This window comes from Streptomyces sp. NPDC058534 (genome assembly GCF_042717365.1).
Taxonomy (GTDB): domain Bacteria; phylum Actinomycetota; class Actinomycetes; order Streptomycetales; family Streptomycetaceae; genus Streptomyces.
On record NZ_JBHXNW010000022.1, the window covers coordinates 14434 to 36019 of the forward strand.

The window sequence follows — 21586 nt, forward strand, 5'->3', positions numbered from 1 at the left end:
ACTTCCACGGGCAATTCCGCTGCCCTTTCGGGCAATGGAGGCGGTCCATTCCCGGTCGGGCCGGGCCGGTCCGTCAGCGGGAGTCGACCATCCGGTACTCGATGGCGGTCACGCGGGGCTTGCCCTCATCAGTTCCTGCGTGTGCGCGGTCGGGAAGAGGGCGAGCGTCCCGCCGTTCGCGTCCTTCGACGTCTTGGTCGAGACGAACACGCCGGCGGCCTTCTTCTTTCCGCCCGTTTCGACGTTTCGAAGAAGTCCTCAGACTCAGGCGACGCCGGTGTGGGGAACTCGCGGAACCCGTGGAACGGGTGGCGACGCGAAACGGTCACTCACTGTTGTCAGTGGTTCACGCCAGCCTCACCGGTCCCACAGTCCGCGAGCGGGTCCGGCTGTTGGCCGGCACCCTCGGCGGCCCGGCGGCGGGCGTCCTCGTCGGTTCGGGCGTCGTAGCTGATCAGCTTGGGCAGGGCGGCCGTGAGCAGGCCCACCGCGGCGACGCAGGCGAGGCCGCCGCTCCAGATCGCCGGACGGGCACCGGTCCAGCCGGCCATCACCCCGGCGCGGACCTGGCCGAGTTGCGGGCCGATGCTGTAGGAGAGGACCTCGATGCCGGCGGGCCGGCCGCGCAGGCGGTCGGGGATGGTCTGATTCCAGATCGTGGAGCGGCCCAGGCCGCTCAGCATGTCCCCAGCTCCCGCGAGCCCGAGGCACACCAGGACCAGCCGGACCTGCGACGTCCAGCCGGCCGCCGCGATGGCCAGGCCCCACCCGGCGGCGCCGAACACCACCAGCAGCCCGTGCCGCCGGGTCCGGGAAACCCAGCCGCTGGTCAGGCTGACCAGCAGCGACCCGACGGCTCCGGCCGAGTACATCAGCCCGAGCGCCCACTCGGCGTCGAGGTCGTCGGCGAGGAACGGGAAGATGGTGTTCGGGAAGGCGAAGAACATCGCCGCCAGGTCGATGGCGTACGTGCCGAGCAGCACCGGTCGCGACCACGCGTACCGCGCGCCTTCCGCGATGCCGCGCAGCGACGGTCTGGCCGCGTGTTCGGCGGGCGGCACGGGTGAGAGCCGACGGCACATCAGGACCGACCCGAGAAGGCAGGCCACGGTGGTGGCGTACGCCGGGACGTTGCCCGCGTAGGCCACCACGAGGCCGGCCGGCGCGGATCCGGCGATCGCGCCGGCCTGTCAGCGCAGGGCGTTCAGCGCGGCCGCCGCGGCCAGTTGGCCGTGCGGGACGATCCGGGCCAGCAACGAGTCCAGCGCGGGCCGTTGGAGTCCGGCCAGGGCGGCCACCCCGGCCGCCACCACGTAGAGCGGCCACAGCATCGGCCGCGGCAGCATCGCGTTCACCAGCAGGACGACCGCCAGCAGGCCCAGTCCCGCCTCGGTCACCACGATGACCTTGCGCCGGGCCACCGCGTCGGCGAGTGCGCCGCCGTACAGCCCGAAGACGACCAGCGGTACGAGTTCGACGGCGCCCATGACGCCGACCGCGAGCGGGGATCCGGTCAGGTCCTTGATCTGGAGCGGCAGCGCGATCAGGGCCATCACGCCGCCGAGGCGACCCACCGGGCGAAGCTGGTGCCGGTCTCGGTCCGGAAACCCCGGGTCAGGGTGCGGGCGCTGCACCCGAGGGCGGTGGCCCAGCCGGTGAGCGTCCGCTGGTTGGCGGGGTCCGCGCGGACCGCGGCCACGATCGGCCGCAGCAACTCGGACGTGGGCAGCTGCACCAGCAGGGCACGCGGTGACGGCCGCAGGACGTCGAGGACCATGGCCTCGGTCACGGCCCGGGAGCGCGCGGACAGGCCGGGCTCCTCCAGCCGCTCCAGGAGGAGCCGGAGCAGCGGGGTGATGTCCACGGCCACCGGCACGTCGGGCAGCGCCGACTCCGTGCCGTGCCGGAAGAAGTGGGCGCGGTAGGAGGTGCCCGCGACCGCGGAGGCGGAGTGCGGCTGCCCCGCCGGCATCCAGAGCCCCAGTGTCGGCGTGATGCACCACACCTGGGTGCCGACCACGGCGGTGGAGGCGCCGTGCTCGTTCCACAGCAGTTCGTGCCACGGGTGGGAGTGCTCGCAGTTCCCTGGTGACACGCATGCGGCTCAGGCCAACCGGGCTCCGGACCGGCCCGGCGCGCGGTGGGAACACACCGGTCGGACGGGCTGTTGCCCCGGATGCGGAATGGAGGCGCGACGGTGCACGGTGAATACAAGATCCCCGGCGGCAAGCTGGTCGTGGTGGACGTCGAGGCCGAGGACGGTGTGCTGCGGCACGTGCGGGTGGCCGGTGACTTCTTCCTCGAACCGGACGAGGCCCTGGCGGCCGTGAACCGCGCGCTGGAGGGCGCCCCCGTGGACACGGACGCGGCGGGGCTCACCGCGCGGATCGACGCGGCGCTGCCCGAGGGCACCGTGATGTACGGGCTGACCTCGCAGGGCGTGGCCGTGGCCGTGCGCCGGGCGCTCGCGCAGGCCACGGACTGGACGGACTACGACTGGCAGCTGATCCACGAGGGGCCCGAGCCCCCGGCCCTGCACATGGCGCTGGACGAGGTGCTGACCACCGAGGTCGCCGCGGGCCGGCGCCCGCCGACGCTGCGGGTGTGGGAGTGGGGCGCCCGCGCGGTGATCATCGGCAGTTTCCAGTCGCTGCGCAACGAGGTGGACGCCGAGGGTGCCGCACGCCACGGCATCGAGGTGGTGCGCCGGATCTCCGGCGGCGGCGCCATGTTCGTCGAGCCCGGCAACACCATCACGTACTCCCTGTCCGTGCCGGACGCGCTGGTGCAGGGGCTCTCCTTCCAGGACAGCTACGCCTACCTCGACGACTGGGTGCTGGGGGCGCTCGGCGAGATGGGGATCCGCGCCTGGTACCAGCCGCTGAACGACATCGCCACCGACCAGGGCAAGATCGCCGGCGCCGCCCAGAAGCGCGTCGTCGGCCCCGGCGGCGGCCCCGGCGCCGTGCTGCACCACGTGACCATGTCGTACGACATCGACGCGGACAAGATGCTGGAGGTGCTGAGCATCGGGCGGGAGAAGATGTCCGACAAGGGCACCCGGAGCGCGAAGAAGCGGGTGGACCCGTTGCGCCGGCAGACCGGGCTGGCGCGCGAGGACGTGATCGGGCGGATGATCGCCTCCTTCGGCGACCGGTACGGGCTGAGCCGGGGCAAGGTGACCGACGACGAACTGGCCCGGGCCCGGGAGCTGGCGGAGACGAAGTTCTCCTCCCCGGAGTGGACCGCGCGGGTGCCCTGACGGGCCGGGGGCTAACGGGTACCGCCCCGGGCCGTCACCATGCCCGACTCGTAGGCGAACACCACGAGTTGGGCCCGGTCCCGGGCCCCCAGCTTGGTCATCGCCCGGCTGATGTGGGTCTTGGCGGTGAGCGGGCTGATCACCATGTGCGCGGCGATCTCCTCATTGCTCAGGCCGCGGGCGGCGAGCGCGGTGACCTCGCGTTCGCGGCGGGTGAGGCAGTCCAGGCCGGGGGCGGTGGATCGGTCCGGGGGGCGGGCGACGAACTCGCCGATGAGGGTGCGGGTGACCGACGGGGAGAGCAGCGCCTCGCCGCGCGCGACCACCTGGATGGCCTGGAGCAGGTCGGCCGGCTCGGTGTCCTTCAGGAGGAAGCCGCTCGCGCCCGCCCGCAGGGCCTCGAAGACGTACTCGTCCAGGCCGTAGTTGGTGAGGATGACCACGCGGACGGCGGCGAGGGCCGGGTCGGCGGCGATGCGGCGGGTCGCCTCGATGCCCGTCATCACCGGCATCTGCACGTCGACCAGGGCCACGTCGGGGACCTGGGCGCGCACCAGCGCCACACCCTGCTCGCCGTCGGCGGCCTCACCGACCACCTCGACGCCGTCCTCCGCGTCGAGGAGCGCGCGGAACCCGGCCCGCATCAGCGCCTGGTCGTCGACGAGCGCCACGCGCAGGACGTCACTCATACCGTCTCCCCCAGCGGCAGCCTGGCGCGCACCGCGAAACCGCCCTCCGCGCGCGGGGCGGCGAGCAGGGTGCCGCCCAGCGCCGTGACCCGCTCGCGCATGCCGGTCAGCCCGGTGCCCGGGACCGGCGGGCGGGCCGGGTCGGCGGCTCCGTCGTCGTCCACGTCTATCGTCAACTCCCCGTCTCCTCCCGCGCCGTAGTCGATGCGCACCGTGACCTTCGCCGGGCCCGCGTGCCGGGCCGCGTTGGTGAGGGCCTCCTGGACGATGCGGTAGGCGGCCCGGTCCACCGCCCGCGGCAGCGGGCGCTCGTCGCCGGTGACCGTCAGGTCGACGGCCAGTCCGGCCGCGCGGGCCCGCTCCACGAGCAGCGCCGGGGTACCGGCCGGCTCGTCGGCGCGCAGCACCTGGAGGGCGGAGCGCAGTTCGCGCATCGCCTCGCCGCTGGCCTCCTGGATGGCGAGCAGCGCGGACGGCACCTCCTCGCCGCGTTTGCGGGCCAGATGGACGGCGACCCCGGCCTGGAGCTTCACGATGGAGATGCTGTGGGTCAGCGAGTCGTGCAACTCCCGCGCGATACGAAGGCGTTCCTCACCGGCACGGCGCAGGGCCGCCTCCTCCCGGGTGCGCTCGGCCTCCTGGGCGCGCTGTTCGGTCTGGCGCAGATACGCCTGCCAGTTGCGGTCGGCCAGGCCCGTCACCACCGCGCACAGGAACCAGCCGGCGAGCAGCCCGGCCCGCTCGGCCACCTCCTGCGTACCGGGTCCGGTCGCCACGTACCCCGCGAGGAACACCGTACTGGCGGCCGCCGCGAGGCCCCGGTGGCCGACCCGGGCGGCGGTGTGCACGGCGCCGAGGACGGGCAGCGCGGAGAGCGGCCCGGGGTGCGCGTGGACGACGTACGCCGTGCCGAGGACGGTGGCGGCGGCCAGCACCGCGCGCGGGGCGGCACGGTGGAGGGCGAGGGACGCCGAGGCGAGGCCGATGAGCGTGAGGTCGAGCGTGTCCGTGCCGTCGTCGAAGGCGGCGACGCCCATGCCGAGGGCGCCGACCACGGCCGCGAGGACCACGTCGGCGAGCACTCTGCGGTCGATCTGACGCCCACTCATGCCCGCAGACTAGACCGGCCCGCCGACAGCCGCGTCGGCCCTGTGGACGGCTTGCGGACTACTCCCGGCGAAGTAGTGCGCCGAGCGGGCGCGACCGTCGGCGCAGTGCGGACCGTATCCGGCCGTACGACGACCGCGGGCGGTCCGGCGGCGCAGGCTGCTGTCCATGCCCACACCCTTCCGTCACACCGATCCGCCGCCGCCCAAGACGGCCACCGGCCGCGTCGCCGAGGTCTACGCCCAGATGGCGAGGGACTTCGGCATCGCCGAACCCTCCACCTTCGTGGTCCTCTCCTCCGCCCCCGCCCTGCTGGCCCCCGCGTGGGCGCTGATGCGCGAGTCCCTGATCGCCGGTCCCGGCGACCGGACCGGCAAGGAGGTCGCGGCGTTCGGGGTGTCGTCGGCCAACAAGTGCCCGTTCTGCGTGGACGCGCACACCGTGCTGCTGCACGCCACCGGCGACCACGCACTGGCCGAGCGGCTGGCCCGGGGCCTGGAACCGGCGGACGAGCGGCACGCGCGCGTGCTGAACTGGGCGCGCCGCACCCGCGAGCCGGGGACCGCGCGGGAGCCGTACCCGTTCCCGCGCGAGGAGGTGCCCGGCTATCTGGGCACCGTGCTGGCCTTCCACTTCATCAACCGCGTGGTGTCGGCGCTGGTGACCGAGAACCTGCTCCCGGCCGACGCGCAACGGCTGCGTCCGGTGCGGAGCCTGGCGGGCCGGTCGCTGTCGCGTGCCGTGCGCCGGGTCGCCGCGCCCGGTGCCGCGCTGCCTCTGCTGGACGATCCCGGGCCGGGGTCGGCGCCGGAGTGGGCGGCGGGGACGCCGGTCGGCCCGGCGTACGCGGCGCTGCGCACCGCCGCGACGTCCGGCGCGGGGCTCCTGGACACCGACGACCAGGCCCTCGTACGCCACACCCTGGACGCCTGGGACGGGTCCCACCCGCCGCTCGCGCCCGACCCGTTCCCGGACCGGCGGACCCGGCCCGGAGCGCGGCTGGCGCTGCTGGCCGCGTGCGCGCCGTACCGGATCACGGACGCGGACGTGGCGGCGTGGCGCCGGCCCGAGCACACCGACCACTGCCTGGTGCACCTCGTCGCGTACGGCGCGTTCGCCGCCGTGGACCTCGTCGAACGCGGACTGTCCGCGCCCGTCGCCCGTACCAGCGCCCGTCCGACCGGCCGCCCCACCGCCAAGGAGACCTCATGACCCTTGTCGCCAACTCCCGCCAGGCCGAGGCCTGGAACGGCCCCGTGGGCGCCCACTGGGCCACCCACCAGGACCGCTACGACGCGATGCTGGCCGGGGTGAACGACGCCCTGTTCGGCGCGGCGGCCGTCGCGCCCGGCGACCGGGTCCTCGACGTCGGCTGCGGGGCGGGCGCGACGACCCGGATCGCGGCGCGGCTCGCCGCCCCCGGTCACGCCGTCGGCGTCGACATCTCGGCGCCCCTGCTGGAGCGGGCCCGTGCGAGCACGGCCGCCGAGGGGGTCGCGAACGCGGCGTACGAGTGCGCCGACGCGCAGGTGCACCCCTTCCCGGCGGGCGGGTACGACCTGGTCGTCAGCAGGGGTGGGGTGATGTTCTTCGAGGACCACGCCGCCGCCTTCCGCAATCTCGCGCGGGCGCTGCGTCCCGGGGGGCGGCTCGTGTTCGTCTGCCCGCAGCCGCCGGGTCCGCACTCGCCGGAGGCGCGGACGCTCGCGCTCTTCGCCCGGCTCGTCGACGAGGAGCCCGGCCCCGACGCGGTCGCCGCGCGGACCGCGATGGCCTCGCTGTCCGACCCGGACCGCGTCCGCGAGGTCCTCGCCGGGTACGAGGAGGTGACGGTGGAGCCGGTCACCGTGGAGGCCGTCTGGGGGCGTGACGTCCCGGACGCCGTCGAGTTCCTGCTGTCGCGCTACCCGGGCGGCGCGCTCCCTGCGGGCCGCCTGGCCGAACTGGAGGCGGCCCTGGGCCCGTACGCCACGGCCACGGGCGTACGCATGCGGGCCGGGGTGTGGTTGGTGACCGCGGTCCGCCCCTGACGCGGGTGCCGTGCCGGGCGGCCGGTCCCCCGCCGGGGCGTCCGTGCCCCGAAGCGATCCCTCACGGATACGCCGCCGGCACCGGACCACACGACCGCAACCGGCACGGCACCAGGCACCGGGGCACGGCGCCAACCCACCCACGACCCGCACCGCGCCCGCCCCGGCGGCACTCGCACCAACCTCCGGCGCATCGCCACGTCTTCGGCCTGGCGGCACCAGCGGGTGTCGCGCGCCCGGGCCCGCCGTGGGCACGCGCGCCGTGCCGCCCGGGGTGCCCGTGCGACCCGCCCCCGGTCCGTCTGCGTCACCACCCGGCCACGCACCGAGTTCGGGCTTCCCGCCCCACAGGGAGTCGTGTGAGACTGGCGTCCCGTCCGCCGTGCGGGCCCCTCCGCACCATCCCCCACGAGAAGTGCGCCGTGCGTTCTCTTCCCCTGCCGCTCGCCCTGACCGCGCGTCTGGCGCCGGTCGCCGTGCTCGCCACGGCGGGCTGGGCGCTGTCGTCCGGGCCGGACACCTCACCGGCCGCGAAGGACAAGACGCCGCCCGACACCGCCGAACGGTCCGCCTCCGCGCCGGCCACGGAGGCCGCGACGAAGACGTACGCCGCCGCCCCCGCGCCGTGCGGCAGCCTGGCCAAGAAGACGGTCACCTCACTGGTGCCGGGTGCCAAGGCGGCCGGCAAGGAGATCCCCTCGACGGACACCGACGTGCGGCGCACCTGTTCGTGGAACGCGCTCAAGGGATACGACTACCGCTGGCTCGACGTCTCCTTCGAGGTGATGGCGTCCGACGAGGCGGCGCAGAAGTCGTACAAGGAGCGGGTCGCCGACCGCAGCGGGGGCGGCGACGTCCCGGGGCTCGGTGAGGGGGCGTACTCGGTCGTGAACCTCACCACCGAGGACAAGCAGCAGACGCGCGAGGGCACCGTGCTGGTCCGCGCGTCCAACGCCCTGGTGATGATCACGTACAACGGCAGTGACTTCGAGTCGAAGAAGGCGCCGTCCTCGGACACCATCAACAAGGGCGCCATCAAGGCGGCCAAGGAGGCGGTGGCGGCCCTGTCCGACGCACGGGACTGACCCGCACGCCAAACCGGAATGCATAGTTCCGTGACATCCGTCACGTCGCTTACCGATCTCTGCGGGCACCTTAGTAGACACCGTCTCCGCGACAAATAGGACTATGTCCGGCTTGCCATGGGCGGAGTACAGGCCGGTGGGGGTGGTGGTCCAGGCCATACGGGGGAGTCTGCATTTCTTCGCGAGCGGCGGCCTTCTGACGAGACAGCAGATACCACCATCCGCGCCCGGAGGCGGGGTCTGCACGCCCGACCGTCTGCCGCAAGTACCGGGCAACCCTACTAAGCGCGCTAGTAGAAAGACCCTTTGCCCTCCGTGCCGGCCCGTCCCAAGAATGACCAACCTCAGGTTGTCGCCACCGAGTGAGGTCACGCATGGGAAAGCATCGCCACAAGCAGCACTACCGGCGGCCGGTCGTCGCGGCACTGGTCGTGGGGGCCATAGGCATACCCTCCGTCGCCCTGGCCTGTTCCGACTGGCCCGGCAACGAGGAGCGGGAGCTGCGGTCCACCGCCGCCTCGGTCGCGGCCAAGGACAGGTGGGGCGACGCCGACCGGTACCGGGGGTGGAGCAGCCCGCAGGGCGGTGAGCCCTCGGCGGCACCGTCCACGGCGCCGACCGCCACCGAGAGCGCTTCGAAGCCGGACGCGCCCAAGCACCGAGGCGACGGACCGTCGCACAAGCCGCACAAGCCGCACAAGCCGCACAAGCCGCACAAGCCGCAGACGACGGCCACCCCCAAGGCCCCCGCCTCCAAGCCGTCCGCCGCTGACCCCAAGCCGTCCACCGGCTCCTCCAAGCCCACCGCCGGTGCCTCCGAGCCCACCGCCGCGAAGCCCACCCCCTCGGCCCCCGCCGCACCGAGTACCCCGGCGGCCACCACCCCGGCCTCCGGTGACGTCGCCAAGGTCGTGGAACTCGTCAACGCCGAGCGCGGCAAGGCCGGTTGCTCCCCGGTGACGGTGAACGCCGCCCTGACCAAGGCCGCGCAGGCACACAGCGAGGACATGGCGGCCACCGGCACCATGTCGCACTCCGGCTCGGACGGATCGTCCCCGGAGGACCGCATCACGAACGCCGGCTACAACTGGAGCACCTACGGCGAGAACGTCGCGTACGGCTACGAAACGCCCGAAAAGGTGATGGCGGGCTGGATGTCCAGCCCCGGCCACAAGGAGAACATCCTCAACTGCGAGTTCAAGGAGATCGGCGTCGGCCTCGCGCAGCCCGGCTCCTACTGGACCCAGGACTTCGGCACGGCCCGATAGGCGAGCGGGGACGGGCGAACGCGGCCGCAGGCGCTCACGCACGCCTGCGGCCCGCCATCAGCCCGACGTACACGACGAGCGACGCCGCCAGCCCCACCGCCCAGCCGTAGTCCGCGAGGGGCTTCAGGAAGGGGATCAGCCCGTCCTCGGGGAAGGGTCCCTTGCCCGGGGCCGAGTGGGAGCCGCCCACCGCTAGCACCCCGCCGACCACGAAGGCGGCGACGGCGCGCAGGTTCCAGCCGGAGGTGTACCAGTAGCGTCCCTGGGGTGTGTACAGGGCGGGCAGGTCCAGCGCGGTGCGGCGGATCAGCCAGTAGTCGGCGATGAGGATGCCGGCGACGGTGCCGAGCAGCCCGCCGACCAGACCGAGCCAGGTGAAGATGTACAGCTCGGGTGTCTCGGTGAGCTTCCACGGCATGATCAGCACGCCGACGACGCCCGTGATCATCGCACCGGTGCGGAAGTTGATCAGCCGTGGCGCCAGGTTCGCCAGGTCGTACGCCGGTGAGACGACGTTCGCCGCGATGTTCACCGAGATGGTGGCGACGAGCACCGTCACCAGGGCGAAGAGCAGTCCGAAGACGTTGTCGGTCCGGGCGGCGAGCGCGACCGGGTCCCACACCGCGGCCCCGTACACCGCCTGCGAGCCGGAGGTGACGAACACGGACAGCAGCGCGAACAGCGTCATGGTCGTGGGCAGTCCGAGCGTCTGGCCCCAGACCTGGGCGCGCTGCCCCGCGCCGAAGCGGGTGAAGTCGGGAATGTTCAGACTCAGGGTCGACCAGAAGGCGATCATGCCCATGAGGGACGGGAAGAACACCGGCCAGAAGTCGGCGCCCCAGCCGAGCCGCGACGGCTGGTCCAGCAGCGGCCCGAGGCCCCCGGCCTTGTTCGCGATCCAGACCAGCAGCACCAGCGCGCCGACGATGACGAACGGCGCGGCCCAGTTCTCGAACCGGCGCAGCGCCTCCATCCCCCGGTAGATGATGGCCAGTTCGAGGGCCCAGAACAGGACGAAGCACACCCACAGCGTCCAGGGCTGGCCGCCGATCTCCGACGCCTCGGCCCAGCCGCCGAACAGCTTGCCGAGCAGTACGAAGATCCCCTGGCCGCCGATCCAGGTCTGGATGCCGAACCAGGCGCACGCCACCCCGGCCCGGATCAGCGCCGGCAGGTTGGCGCCGCGCAGCCCGAACGAGGCACGGGCCAGCACCGGGAACGGAATGCCGTACTTGGGCCCGGCGTGCCCGGTCAGCAACATCGGCGCGAGCACGATGACGTTGGCGAGCGCGATGGTGAACACGGCCTGTTTCCAGTCCATGCCGAGCGCGACGAGACCGGAGGCGAGGAGCCAGGAGGGGATGTTGTGCGCCATCCCCACCCACAGGGCGGTGAAGTTGTACGTCGTCCAGCGGCGGCGGGCCAGCGGCACGGGCAGCAGGTCGTCGTTGACGAAGCGGTTGTCGGTGAGGACGGTGCCGGGCGGGAGCTCGACGCGTCCCGCCGGGTCGGGTATGGGGCCGTCGGACGGCATGGGCGGGACGGTCGCGGTCATGGGCGGGACCCTTCGGCAGCGGGTTCCGGAACGGGTTCCGGTCAGCGGTGGAGTGCCGGGATGATCTGCGCGCCGTACGCGTCGATCGTCGATTCCTGTGCGTCGTGCATGTCGTACACGGCGAACTGGTCTACGCCGAGCGCGCGCAGGGCCCGGAGCTTCTCGATGTGCTTCTCGGGCGGTCCGATCAGGCAGAACCGGTCGACGATCTCGTCCGGCACGAACTGGGTGTCCGGGTTGCCGCTGCGCCCGTGGTGGGCGTAGTCGTAGCCCTCGCGGGACTTGATGTAGTCGGTGAGTTCGTCGGGGACGGCGGCGGAGTGCTCGCCGTACTTGCTGACGAGGTCGGCCACGTGGTTGCCGACCATGCCGCCGAACCAGCGGCACTGCTCGCGCGCGTGGGCGAGCGCCTCGGGTGAGTCGTCTGCGGTGACATAGGCCGGGGCGGCGACGCAGATCGTCACCTCGGACGGGTCCCGTCCGGCGGCCGCGGCTGCGTCCTTGACGGCCTTGACCATGTACTCGGTCAGGTAGAGGTCGGCGAGCTGGAGGATGAAGCCGTCGGCCTCCTCCCCTGTCATCTTCAGGGCCTTCGGCCCGTACGCCGCCATCCACACGGGCACTTCGGCGCCCGGCTGCATCCAGGGGAAGCGGACGGCGGTACCGCCGCCGAGGTCGGCCTCCTCACCCCGGCCCAGCGCCCGGATGACCTTCATGGCCTCGCTGATGCGGGCGAGGGTGTTGGGCTTGCGGCCGGCCACGCGCATCGCGGAGTCGCCGCGGCCGATGCCGCAGACGGTGCGGTTGCCGAACATGTCGTTGAGGGTGGCGAAGGTGGAGGCGGTCACCTCCCAGGTGCGGGTGCCCGGGTTGGTGACCATCGGGCCGACCTTGAGGCGCGTGGTGTTGGCCAGGATCTGGCTGTAGATGACGAACGGCTCCTGCCAGAGCACGGCGGAGTCGAAGGTCCAGCCGTGGCTGAAGCCGTTGCGCTCGGCCCGCTGCATCAGGCTGACGACGCGGGAGGCCGGCGGGTCGGTCTGCAGGACGAGTCCGAAGTCCATGGGCTGGGCTCCTAGCTGAGGTACTGACAGGCGGAGCGCGGGAGGTAGGCGCCGTGGCCCTTGCGTCCGGTGTACTCCCGCTCGGTGACGACCGGTTCGCCGCGCGAGAGCACGGTCTCCACGCGGCCGGTGACGCGCCTGCCCTCGTACGCCGAGTAGTCGACGTTCATGTGATGCGTCTCGGCGGAGATGACCTGCTCGGCGTGCGGGTCGTAGATGACGATGTCGGCGTCGGCGCCGGGCGCGATGGTGCCCTTCTTCGGGTAGAGGCCGAACATGCGGGCCGGGGTGGCGCAGGCGATCTCGATCCAGCGGCGGCGGGTGATGTGCCCGTCGACGACGGCCTGGTGGAGCAGGTCCATGCGGTTCTCGACGCCCGGCATCCCGTTGGGGATCTTGGAGAAGTCGCCGCGGCCCAGCTCCTTCTGTCCGCTGAAGCAGAAGGGGCAGTGGTCGGTCGACACCACTTGGAGGTCGTTGGTCCTGAGGCCCCGCCACAGCGCCGCCTGGTGCTCGCGCGGGCGCAGCGGGGTGCTGCACACGTACTTGGCGCCTTCGAAGTCGGGTTCGGCGAGGTTGTCGGTGGACAGGAACAGGTACTGCGGGCAGGTCTCGCCGAAGACGTTCAGGCCCTCGTCGCGGGCGCGGGTCAGCTCGGCGACCGCCTCGGTGGCGGAGACGTGCACGACGTAGAGGGGCGCGCCGGCGACCTGGGCGAGCTTGATGGCGCGGTGGGTGGCCTCGGCCTCCAGGAGGGCCTTGCGGACCTCGCCGTGGAAGCGCGGGTCGGTCTCGCCGCGGGCGAGGGCCTGTTCGACCAGGACGTCGATCGCGATGCCGTTCTCGGCGTGCATCATGATCAGCCCGCCGTTCCCGGCGGCGCGCTGCATGGCCCGCAGGATCTGGCCGTCGTCGGAGTAGAAGACGCCGGGGTAGGCCATGAACTGCTTGAAGGAGGTCACCCCCTCCTCGACCAGCAGGTCCATCTCCTTGAGCGTCTCCTGGTTCACGTCGGAGACGATCATGTGGAAGCCGTAGTCGATCGCGCAGTTGCCCTCGGCCTTGGCGTGCCAGGCGTCGAGACCCTCGCGCAGGGAGTGGCCGACGCTCTGGATGGCGAAGTCGACGATGGTGGTCGTACCGCCCCAGGCGGCGGCCCTGGTGCCGGTCTCGAAGGTGTCGGCCGCGTAGGTGCCGCCGAAGGGCATCTCCATGTGGGTGTGCCCGTCGACGCCGCCCGGGATGACGTACTTGCCGGTGGCGTCGATGACCCTCCCCCACCCTTCGGGCGGGGGTGCCCCCATCTCGCTTCGCTCGGCCGTGAACGCCTCGGCGGCCGGGGTGCCGGTCGCGGCGAGGGCGGCGACCCGGCCGTCCTCGATCAGGACGTCGGCGTGGATCTCGTCGGACGCGGTGATGACGAGGCCGCCGCGGATGACGGTACGGCTGCTCATGCTGTTCCCTCCTGTCAGGGGCGGTCAGGGCCCGGTCGGTCAGGGCGCGGTCAGCGGGGAGTACGCGCCCGGAGCCCGGTCCCGGTAGAACTGCCAGCGGTCGCGGACCTCGCGCAGCTTGCCCATGTCGAGGTCGCGGACGACGAGTTCGGTCTCCTTGTCGCTCGCGACCTCGCCGACGAACTGGGCCTCGGGGTCGACGAAGTAGGAGGTGCCGTAGAAGTCGTTGTCGCCGTACTCCTCGACGCCGACGCGGTTGATGGCGCCGACGAAGTACTCGTTGGCGACGGCCGCCGCCGGCTGCTCCAGCTGCCACAGGTAGCCGGAGAGGCCGCGCGAGGTGGCCGACGGGTTGAAGACGACCTCGGCGCCCTGAAGGCCCAGTGCCCGCCAGCCCTCCGGGAAGTGCCGGTCGTAGCAGATGTACACGCCGACCTTGCCGACGGCGGTGTCGAAGACCGGCCAGCCGGAGTTGCCGGGGCGGAAGTAGAACTTCTCCCAGAAGCCCCGCACCTGCGGGATGTGGGTCTTGCGGTACTTGCCGAGGTAGGAGCCGTCGGCGTCGAGCACGGCGGCGGTGTTGTAGAGGACGCCGGGCTGCTCCTCCTCGTACATCGGCAGGACCAGGACGATGCCGTGTTCGCGGGCCAGGCGCTGGAAGCGCTCGACGATCGGGCCGTCGGGGATGCGCTCGGCGTAGGCGTAGAACTCGGGGTCCTGGACCTGGCAGAAGTACGGCCCGTAGAACAGCTCCTGGAAGCAGAGGACTTGGGCCCCTTGCGCGGCGGCGTCGCGGACCGCCTGCTCGTGGACCTGGATCATCGATTCCTTGTCGCCCGTCCAGGCGGTCTGGAAGAGCGCGGCACGGATCACTCGGCTCATCTTCGGCCTCCACTCGCTCGGTGTGGCGCTGGGTGTGGCGCTGGGTGTGACGCTCGGTGTGGGGCGAGCCTAGGGAGCGCGGACGGCCGGTTTTGAGTGGCACGGTGTCACGTCTGCGGGGGACGGGCATTGCACGGTGTCACCCCTGTTGTGCGTCGTGGGCGAGGAGCGCGATGTGGACGGAGGCGGCCTGTTCGAAGTCGTCGAGGTCGACGCCGAGGCGGCCCTGTATCGCCTCAAGCCGGCGGTAGAGGGCGGGCCGGGAGACGTGGTGGAGCTGGGCGGTGCGGGACTTGTTGCGGCCGGTGGCGAGGTAGGTGCGCAGCACGGACAGCAGGTCCTCGTCGGGGCTCCGCAGCAGTCCGTTCAGTTCCCGCTCGGCGAAGGACTGGACGTGCGGGTCGTCGCGCAGCAGCCGGACCAGTCCGCGCAGGTGGACGTCGCGCAGGCGCACCACGGGCGGCAGGTCGAGGGCGGCCGGGGAGTCGGCCACGGCGTCGGCGACGTGCTGGGCCTCGCGCAGGCCGGCGGGGACGTCGGCCCAGTCGGTGCGGGCGTCGGCCGCCGCGACGACGGTGTGCGCGGCGTCCGGTTCCGACCGCAGCCGGGCCGCGAAGTGGGCCGTCAGCGCCTTGGCGTCCTGATCGGGGGCGAGGCTGAGCAGGACGGCGACCCGGTCGTCGGCGAGCCCGGCGGCGATCCCGGACAGGCCCAGCAGCCGCAGCACCCGGTCAAGGCGGGCGGTGTCCCGCTCGCGGACGACGAGCGGGACGAAGACCCTGCGGTTGACCGGCAGTCCGGCGGCGCGAGCCCGGGGCAGCAGCTGCCGCGCCGGTACGGCGCCGCTGACCAGGTCGGTGAGCAGACTCCGGGCGGACTGCTCCTCCCAGGAGTCCCAGGAGCCGCCGGGGCCGCCGGTGTGCGTCCCGTCGCCGCCGAGCATGCGGTGCAGGACGAGAGCCTCGGCGGCGCGCTCGGCCAGCAGCCGTCCGGCGGCCCGGTCGCCCCGGTAGCCGCACAGCACCAGCCGGCCCCACCGCTCCCCCCGGCAGGTCAGGTCGGCGCGGATCCAGCCGTCGGCGGTGCCGGCCCCGGCCTGGCGGGCGATGCGCTCCCAGTCCCGGAGCACGTCGTCGACCGCCGGCCGCTCCCCCGCCGTGGCGAGGACGCGGTGGGCAAGATTGGTGACGACGACCGGGCAGCCCCCGTGCCGGGCCACCTCGTCGAGCAGGCGTTGCACCGGGGCTCCCGCGGTGATCAGGCCGGTCAGTTCGGTGCGTACGGCCTCGGAGAGGCTGACGGCGGCGAACTTGCGCCGCAGCAGCCGGGACTGCACCTCCTCGGTCAGCTCGGCGAAGGGGAACGGCCGGTGCAGGACGACCATGGGCAGCCCGCACCGCTCGGCCGCCCGCCGCATCACGTCCGGCGGGGCGGGGAAGGCGCGGCCGAGGCCGAGCACGACGGCCGCCGCCTCCGCGCGGTCCAGGGAGCGGATGTACTCGCCCTGCTTGTCCTCGTCACCGGCGAGCAGCACACCGGTGGTGAGGACCATCTCGCCGCCGGTGAGCATCACGCCGACGTCGGCGGCCTCGGCCACGTGCACCCAGCGCACCGGCCGGTCGAGCCGGTGCGCGCCGGCCACCACCTCGGGCTGTCCGGCCAGCACCCGTTCCAGGCCGAGGACCTGGCGGACCGACAGGGCGGGTTCCCACGGCTGCTGCTCCAGGGTGGCCGAGGCGTCCGGGGCGTCCGGGGTGTCCGGGGTGTCCGGGGTGTCCGGGATGGAGGTCATGGCGGCGGTTCCTCTGCTCGGGACGCTGCTGTCAGATGCTCCGCAGGGCGCGTTCGAGGATCGCCGCGCCCTCCTCGGCCTCCGCGACGGTGAGGGTCATCGGCGGTGCGACGCGCAGGGCGCTGGTGTTGTGGCCGCCGCCCTTGCCGATGAGCAGCCCGCCCGCGCGGGCCTCCTCCAGCACGGTGGCCGCCGCCTCGGGCGCCGCCTCGTCGGTGCCGGGCCGGGTCAGCTCGATGCCCAGCATCAGCCCGCGCCCGCGGACCTCCCGTACGTGCGGCACCTGGGCGGCGACGGCCCGCAGCCGTTCGAGGAGCAGTCCGCCGACGCGCCGGGCGTTGCCCTGGAGGTCGTGCTCCAGCAGGTACGCGAGGTTGGCGAGGCCGGCCGCCATGGTGACCTGGGTGCCGCCGAAGGTGGAGATGCTGTTGGCGTCCAGGCAGTTCATGATCTCGGCGCGGGCGATGACGCCGCCGACGGACATGCCGTTGCCGATGCCCTTGGCGAAGGTGACGATGTCCGGCGGACCGCTCTGCGCGTGGGCCTGCCAGCCCCAGAAGTGGTCGCCGGTGCGGCCCCAGCCGGTCTGCACCTCGTCGGCGATCCAGAGGATGTCCCGCTCGTGCAGCACCTCGCGGAAGGCCGCGTACAGGCCGTCCGGCGGGGAGGTGAAGCCGCCGACACCCTGGATCGGCTCGGCGATCAGCGCGGCGGGGGCGCGGGTGTGGCCGAGAAGGTCCGTGAGGTCTTCGACGCAGGCCGCGATGAAGTCGCGGTCGTCCAGGTGCGCGTAGGGGCCGCGGGTGCGGACGCCGCCGTGGACGTAGAGCGTCTGGAGCGGGGACAGCGAGGTCGGGGACCAGCCGCGGTTGCCGGTGATGCCGACGGCGCTGAAGGAGCGGCCGTGGTAGCTGTTGCGCATCGCCAGGATGGTGTTGCTGCGCCGGTACGCGGTGGCGAGCAGCAGGGCGGTGTCGTTGGCCTCGGTGCCGGAGGTGGTGAAGAAGACGCGGGCGTCCGGGATGCCGGACACGTGGGCGACGCGCTCGGCGAGTTCGACCATCGGCCGGTTGAGGTAGAGGGTCGAGGAGTGGATGATCCGCCCGGCCTGCTCGCTCACCGCCTTGGTCACCTCGGGCAGGGCGTGCGCGGTCATCGTGGTGAGGATGCCGCCGAAGAAGTCGAGGTACTTGTTGCCGGCGGCGTCCCAGACGTGCCGGCCCTCGCCGTGCGTGATCTCCAGCGGGTCCTCGTAGTACAGGGCGAGCCAGTCGGGCAGGACGGCGCGGTGGCGGCCGAACAGGTCCTTGGTCACGGCCGCACCAGCCCTTCGTAGGCGTCGGGGCGGCGGTCGCGGTAGAAGGCCCACTGCTGCCGCACCTCGTCGATGAGGTCGAAGTCCAGGTCGCGGACGACGAGTTCCTCCTTGGTGTCGCTGGCGCGCTCGCCGACGAACTGCCCGCGCGGGTCGACGAAGTACGACGTCCCGTAGAAGTCGTTGTCCCCGTACTCCTCCTGTCCGACCCGGTTGATGGCGGCGATGAAGTACTCGTTGGCGACGGCCGCCGCGGGCTGTTCGAGCTGCCACAGGTGGGCGGAGAGTCCGCGGTGGGTGGCGGAGGGGTTGTAGACGAGCTGGGCGCCGCCGAGGCCGAGTTGGCGCCAGCCCTCCGGGAAGTGCCGGTCGTAGCAGATGTAGACCCCGACCTTGCCGACAGCGGTGTCGAAGACCGGCCAGCCGAGGTTGCCGGGCCGGAAGTAGAACTTCTCCCAGAAGCCCTTGACCTGCGGGATGTGATGCTTGCGGTACGTTCCGAGGACGGTGCCATCGGCGTCGATCACGGCGGCGGTGTTGTAGTAGAAGCCGGACTGTTCGACCTCGAAGACGGGGACGACGATCACCATGCCGGTCTCGCGGGCGAGCACCTGCATACGACGGGTGGTCGGGCCGTCGGGCACGGGCTCGGCCCAGCGGTAGTGCTCGGGGTCCTGGACCTGGCAGAAATAGGGGGCGTTGAAGACTTCCTGGAAGCCGATGACCTTGGCTCCCTGCCGGGCCGCCTCGCGGGCGTGCTCCTCGTGTTTCGCCACCATGGACTCGGTGTCGCCGGTCCAGGTGGCCTGGACGAGAGCGGCACGTACGACGTTGGCCATGAGCTGCTCCTTCGACACGACGTCAGAGCCTCTACGCCCGTAGAGCGGGCGCTAGAGGGACGAACGTAAGCCTGGCCGGACGGGCTTGCCAAGACCATCGTCGCCAAGGCGCGGTGTCGATCGCTTTTCGCACTCCTGTGGGTGAGTGGTGGGGGCGGTGGGGTCAGGGGGCGGATTTCACGCGGTGAACCCGGCGACGCGCAGGGCGTGGACGAGGTCCCAGTGGCGTTGCTGGGAGACGTTGTGCGCCGCTTCCAGCAGCAGCGGCACGAGCGTCTCCGGTTCCGGTCCGGCACTGCGGGCGGCGTCCTCGGGGGTGCGGGAGCGGACGCAGGCGTCGAGGAGCGCGCGGGCCTCTCGGTGCCGGCCCTCGGCGACCAGGCCCAGAACGGCTGCGCCGATCTCGTCCGGGGGGCGTACGACGCCCTGCCGCAGCACCCGCTCGGCGTCGGCCGTGCGCCCGGCGAGGGCCAGCGCGTCGGCGGCGGCGACCAGGGGGCCGGCGGGCAGCGAGGCGGTCTCCCACAGCAGGGTGGTCCAGTCGGCGCCGAGCCCGGCCCGTTCGAGCCCCGCGGCGAGCAGCGGGAAGCGGGTGGCGGGCCCGAGAGCCGCCTCGGCCAACAGGGCATGCGCCTCCCCGCTCATCCCTTCGGCCCGCAGCCACGCCAGCCCCTCGACGACCGCATCGACGGCGCCCCGATCCTCCTCCCCCGGCACCGGCACCTCCGGCCGCGGGGACGCCCACTCCCCGGGGTCGTCGGCGGCCCCCGCGAAACGCGCTCCGCGCGGCGTACGTCCACCCGGTGCTGGCGGAACCGGCACCTGATCGGCCACGGCGGCGACCGGGCTCACGTCCGCTTCGACGACACCGGCGAAACGGGCACCGCCGCGGCGGCGTTTGCGCTGTTTGGGGGTGGGAGGCGGGGATGCGACGGGGGTGGGGACGGGGTTCTGGGGCGACGCGGTGGGCGCGGGTGCGGCGGGAGGGGGTGCGGGGTTCTCGGGCGGCGCGGTGGGCGCGGGTGCGGCGGGAGGGGGTGCGGGGTCCTCCGGCGGCGCGGTGCGCGCGGAGCGGTACGCGGGAGCGGCGTCCCTCGACGTCCGGGACACGCCCCCGGGCGTCCGGGACACGCGATCGGGCGCGGACGCGCCGAAGGCGGGGGCGGGATCCTCGCGCGGCTCGGCGCGCGCGGAGCGGTACACGGGAGCGCCACCCCCCGGACTCCCCGACACACCCCCGCGCGCGGACACGCCAAAGACGGAGGCCGGATCCTCGGGCCGCGCGGTATGCGTGGGAGCACCGTCTCCAGGCGTCCCGGGCGTGGGTTCGGGCGCCGGGGCCGTCGCTGCTCCGTCCGCCCGGACACCCCCGCTCCCCCGCCGGACGGCATCCAGTGCTGTCAGGCGGGCGCGGATCTCGGCGCAGCGGGCTGTTGCCCGGGTGTGGTCGTCGCGGGCCCAGGCTAGGTCGAGGCGGAGGGGGCCGGCCGCCTCCGGGGTGGTGTCGGGGCGGGACAGCGTCCGGGTCAGCCGGACCTCGCGTTCCGCCGCGTACCGCTGCTCGCGGAGCATGACGTCGAGCCGGTCGCCCAGGGCGTCGCGCGCTCCCGGCAGGGAGTCGTACGCGGTGAGCGCGGCGGCGTGCAGGGCGCGGGCCGGTTCCGTCTCGGCCGCGGCGGCCGGGGTGCCGTACCGGCCGGCGAGGTCCTGGAGCAGCGCCTCCACCACGTCCCAGGGCGGGACCTCACGCCCGTCGAGACAGGCCCGCATGCCCTCGGGATCGCGCTGCCAGAACACCCCGCACCAGCCGGCGCCCTGGTCCAGACGCGTCAGCAGTCCGGTCAGGTACCGGGTGAAGTCCCCGACCCGACCCGGCAGTTGTTCCACGGCCATGGTTCGACTCCCGCCCGACCGGAGGACTCCGGTCCGTCCGGTCACGTAGGGAACACCAGCCGTGTTACGGCGCCGCTACAGGGAGTTTTCGGGAAGGGGCGTCACCGCACCCTCACACCCCGGCGAGGACACACAGCCCGGCCAGTTCGTCCATGGACAGCCCGAGCGCGCGGGCCAGCGCGGCCACCGTGAAGAACGCCGGGGTCGGCGCGCGGCCGGTCTCGATCTTGCGCAGCGTCTCGGCGGAGATGCCGGCCTCGGCGGCGACCTCCGTCATGCTCCGCTCGCCGCGGGCCTCACGCAGCAGCCGGCCGAGCCGCTCGCCGCGCTCGTGCTCTTCGGGGGTCAGTGGGGTGCGCACCATACCGTCATTGTAATACCGGATTCCCGTACCGGACCCAATTCAAATACCGGTATAGTAATTGGCATGGTGGAGCTCAAGACAGACACATCGATCGACGCGATGCACACGGCCGGCCGGGTCGTCGCGCGCGCCCTGACCGCCGCCCGGAACACCGCCGACGTGGGCGTCTCCCTGCTGGAGCTGGACGAGGTGGCGCACGCGGTACTGAAGGACGCGGGGGCCGGCTCGCCGTTCCTCGGCTACCGGCCCTCCTTCGCGCCGACCCCTTTCCCGGCCGTCCTGTGCGCGTCGGTCAACGACGCGATCGTGCACGGCATCCCGGACGGCTACCGGCTGCGCGACGGCGACCTCGTCTCACTCGACTGCGGGGCGACGCTGGGCGGCTGGGCCGGCGACTCGGCGATCAGCTTCGTCGTCGGCACCCCGCGCGCGGCGGACGTCACCCTGGTCGAGACCGCGGAGCGGGCCCTCGCCGCGGGCATCGACGCGGCCGTCGTCGGCAGTCACATCGGCGACATCTCGCACGCGATCGGCACGGTGTGCCGGGCGGCCGGCTACGGGATCATGGACGACTTCGGCGGCCACGGCATCGGCCGGCAGATGCACGAGGACCCGGGCGTGCCCAACGAGGGCCGGCCGGGACGCGGGCTCCCGCTGCGCCACGGCATGGTCATCGCCATCGAACCGATGCTGATCGCCGGCGGCCGGGACGACTACCACGCGGCCGCCGACGGCTGGACCCTGCGCACCAACGACGGCTCGCGCGCGGCGCACGTGGAGCACACGGTGGCGATCACGGACAGCGGCCCGCGCGTCCTGACCTCACGGGACGGCCTCCAGGTCCAGACCCGGGCCCGCTAGGTCGTGCCCCCGGGTCCGCCCGCCTCGCGGACATGCCCACCGGCACAGAACGTGTCATGTTGGGCATGAGCGCACGCCGACCGGGTCACCCGGCCCCGGTACGCCGATCAGCGAAGCAGCGGAGGA

General features: G+C 73.0%; 18 protein-coding genes and 2 pseudogenes. 6 read left to right on the forward strand and 14 right to left on the reverse strand.

All coding sequences use genetic code 11. The features are described from left to right. Positions 1-338: 338 nt before the first annotated feature. Both ACFWR9_RS16010 and ACFWR9_RS16015 read right to left on the reverse strand, forming a co-directional pair. A pseudogene (locus ACFWR9_RS16010) lies at positions 339-1634 on the reverse strand (MFS transporter). Next, positions 1562-2074: pseudogene (locus tag ACFWR9_RS16015) on the reverse strand (AraC family transcriptional regulator); the annotation flags it as partial. The pseudogenes ACFWR9_RS16010 and ACFWR9_RS16015, both read right to left, overlap by 73 nt. Before the next feature lie 123 nt (positions 2075-2197). On the opposite strand from ACFWR9_RS16015, the gene ACFWR9_RS16020 reads away from it, so the two are divergent. Further along, entirely contained in the window at positions 2198-3262 is a 1065-nt protein-coding gene (locus ACFWR9_RS16020) for a biotin/lipoate A/B protein ligase family protein (RefSeq protein WP_383841660.1), read from the forward strand. A gap of 11 nt (positions 3263-3273) precedes the next feature. Here the strand turns inward: ACFWR9_RS16020 and ACFWR9_RS16025 are convergent, their stop codons facing one another. From ACFWR9_RS16025 to ACFWR9_RS16035, 3 genes are read right to left on the reverse strand one after another with little or no spacing between them, the layout of a single operon-like run. Next, positions 3274-3951: a response regulator gene (locus ACFWR9_RS16025; protein WP_383841663.1), complete on the reverse strand. Its 678-nt coding sequence runs from the start codon at positions 3949-3951 to the stop codon at positions 3274-3276. Further along, entirely contained in the window at positions 3948-5060 is a 1113-nt protein-coding gene (locus ACFWR9_RS16030; protein WP_383841666.1) for a sensor histidine kinase, read from the reverse strand. The genes ACFWR9_RS16025 and ACFWR9_RS16030 overlap by 4 nt, the downstream gene beginning before the upstream one ends. A 9-nt stretch (positions 5061-5069) precedes the next feature. After that, a complete protein-coding gene (locus ACFWR9_RS16035; protein ID WP_383841669.1) occupies positions 5070-5228 on the reverse strand; it encodes a hypothetical protein in 159 nt (52 codons plus the stop codon). On the opposite strand from ACFWR9_RS16035, the gene ACFWR9_RS16040 reads away from it, so the two are divergent. The 4 genes from ACFWR9_RS16040 to ACFWR9_RS16055 all read left to right on the forward strand — a co-directional run bounded on the left by ACFWR9_RS16040 (position 5227) and on the right by ACFWR9_RS16055 (position 9441). Beyond that, a complete protein-coding gene (locus ACFWR9_RS16040) occupies positions 5227-6270 on the forward strand; it encodes a carboxymuconolactone decarboxylase family protein (protein ID WP_383841672.1) in 1044 nt (347 codons plus the stop codon). The two genes, ACFWR9_RS16035 and ACFWR9_RS16040, sit on opposite strands and share 2 nt — an antisense overlap. Then, entirely contained in the window at positions 6267-7088 is an 822-nt protein-coding gene (locus tag ACFWR9_RS16045; RefSeq protein WP_383841675.1) for a class I SAM-dependent methyltransferase, read from the forward strand. The genes ACFWR9_RS16040 and ACFWR9_RS16045 overlap by 4 nt, the downstream gene beginning before the upstream one ends. A 422-nt stretch (positions 7089-7510) precedes the next feature. Beyond that, positions 7511-8173: a hypothetical protein gene (locus tag ACFWR9_RS16050; protein WP_383841678.1), complete on the forward strand. Its 663-nt coding sequence runs from the start codon at positions 7511-7513 to the stop codon at positions 8171-8173. 374 nt (positions 8174-8547) lie between these two features. After that, positions 8548-9441 carry a CAP domain-containing protein gene (locus tag ACFWR9_RS16055; protein ID WP_383841681.1) on the forward strand — a complete coding sequence of 298 codons (894 nt, stop codon included), beginning with the start codon at positions 8548-8550 and terminating at the stop codon, positions 9439-9441. 34 nt (positions 9442-9475) lie between these two features. On the opposite strand, the gene ACFWR9_RS16060 is transcribed toward ACFWR9_RS16055, so the two are convergent. From ACFWR9_RS16060 to ACFWR9_RS16100, 9 genes are all read right to left on the reverse strand, one after another. Further along, positions 9476-10996 carry an NCS1 family nucleobase:cation symporter-1 gene (locus ACFWR9_RS16060; RefSeq protein WP_383841683.1) on the reverse strand — a complete coding sequence of 507 codons (1521 nt, stop codon included), beginning with the start codon at positions 10994-10996 and terminating at the stop codon, positions 9476-9478. A 41-nt stretch (positions 10997-11037) separates the two neighbouring features. Further along, positions 11038-12060 carry a TIGR03842 family LLM class F420-dependent oxidoreductase gene (locus ACFWR9_RS16065; RefSeq protein WP_383841686.1) on the reverse strand — a complete coding sequence of 341 codons (1023 nt, stop codon included), beginning with the start codon at positions 12058-12060 and terminating at the stop codon, positions 11038-11040. An 11-nt stretch (positions 12061-12071) separates the two neighbouring features. After that, entirely contained in the window at positions 12072-13514 is a 1443-nt protein-coding gene (hydA, locus tag ACFWR9_RS16070) for a dihydropyrimidinase (RefSeq protein ID WP_383841689.1), read from the reverse strand. Between the two features lie 39 nt (positions 13515-13553). After that, positions 13554-14396 carry a nitrilase-related carbon-nitrogen hydrolase gene (locus ACFWR9_RS16075; protein WP_383841691.1) on the reverse strand — a complete coding sequence of 281 codons (843 nt, stop codon included), beginning with the start codon at positions 14394-14396 and terminating at the stop codon, positions 13554-13556. A 139-nt stretch (positions 14397-14535) separates the two neighbouring features. Next, positions 14536-16188: a PucR family transcriptional regulator gene (locus ACFWR9_RS16080; protein WP_383841694.1), complete on the reverse strand. Its 1653-nt coding sequence runs from the start codon at positions 16186-16188 to the stop codon at positions 14536-14538. A 31-nt stretch (positions 16189-16219) separates the two neighbouring features. Next, positions 16220-17503 (reverse strand): aspartate aminotransferase family protein, encoded by a 1284-nt coding sequence (locus tag ACFWR9_RS16085; protein ID WP_383841697.1) that lies wholly within the window; start codon positions 17501-17503, stop codon positions 16220-16222. Continuing rightward, on the reverse strand, positions 17500-18342 hold the full coding sequence (locus ACFWR9_RS16090) for a nitrilase-related carbon-nitrogen hydrolase (protein WP_383841700.1): 843 nt from the start codon (positions 18340-18342) through the stop codon (positions 17500-17502). Before ACFWR9_RS16090 ends, ACFWR9_RS16085 begins: the two co-directional genes overlap by 4 nt. Before the next feature lie 177 nt (positions 18343-18519). Further along, positions 18520-20235: a hypothetical protein gene (locus ACFWR9_RS16095; protein WP_383841703.1), complete on the reverse strand. Its 1716-nt coding sequence runs from the start codon at positions 20233-20235 to the stop codon at positions 18520-18522. 112 nt (positions 20236-20347) lie between these two features. Further along, entirely contained in the window at positions 20348-20599 is a 252-nt protein-coding gene (locus tag ACFWR9_RS16100) for a helix-turn-helix domain-containing protein (RefSeq protein WP_064730573.1), read from the reverse strand. Positions 20600-20662: 63 nt separating this feature from the next. Here ACFWR9_RS16100 and map point away from each other — a divergent pair, with 63 nt between their 5' ends. After that, positions 20663-21460 carry a type I methionyl aminopeptidase gene (map, locus tag ACFWR9_RS16105; RefSeq protein WP_383841706.1) on the forward strand — a complete coding sequence of 266 codons (798 nt, stop codon included), beginning with the start codon at positions 20663-20665 and terminating at the stop codon, positions 21458-21460. Positions 21461-21586 lie beyond the last annotated feature (126 nt).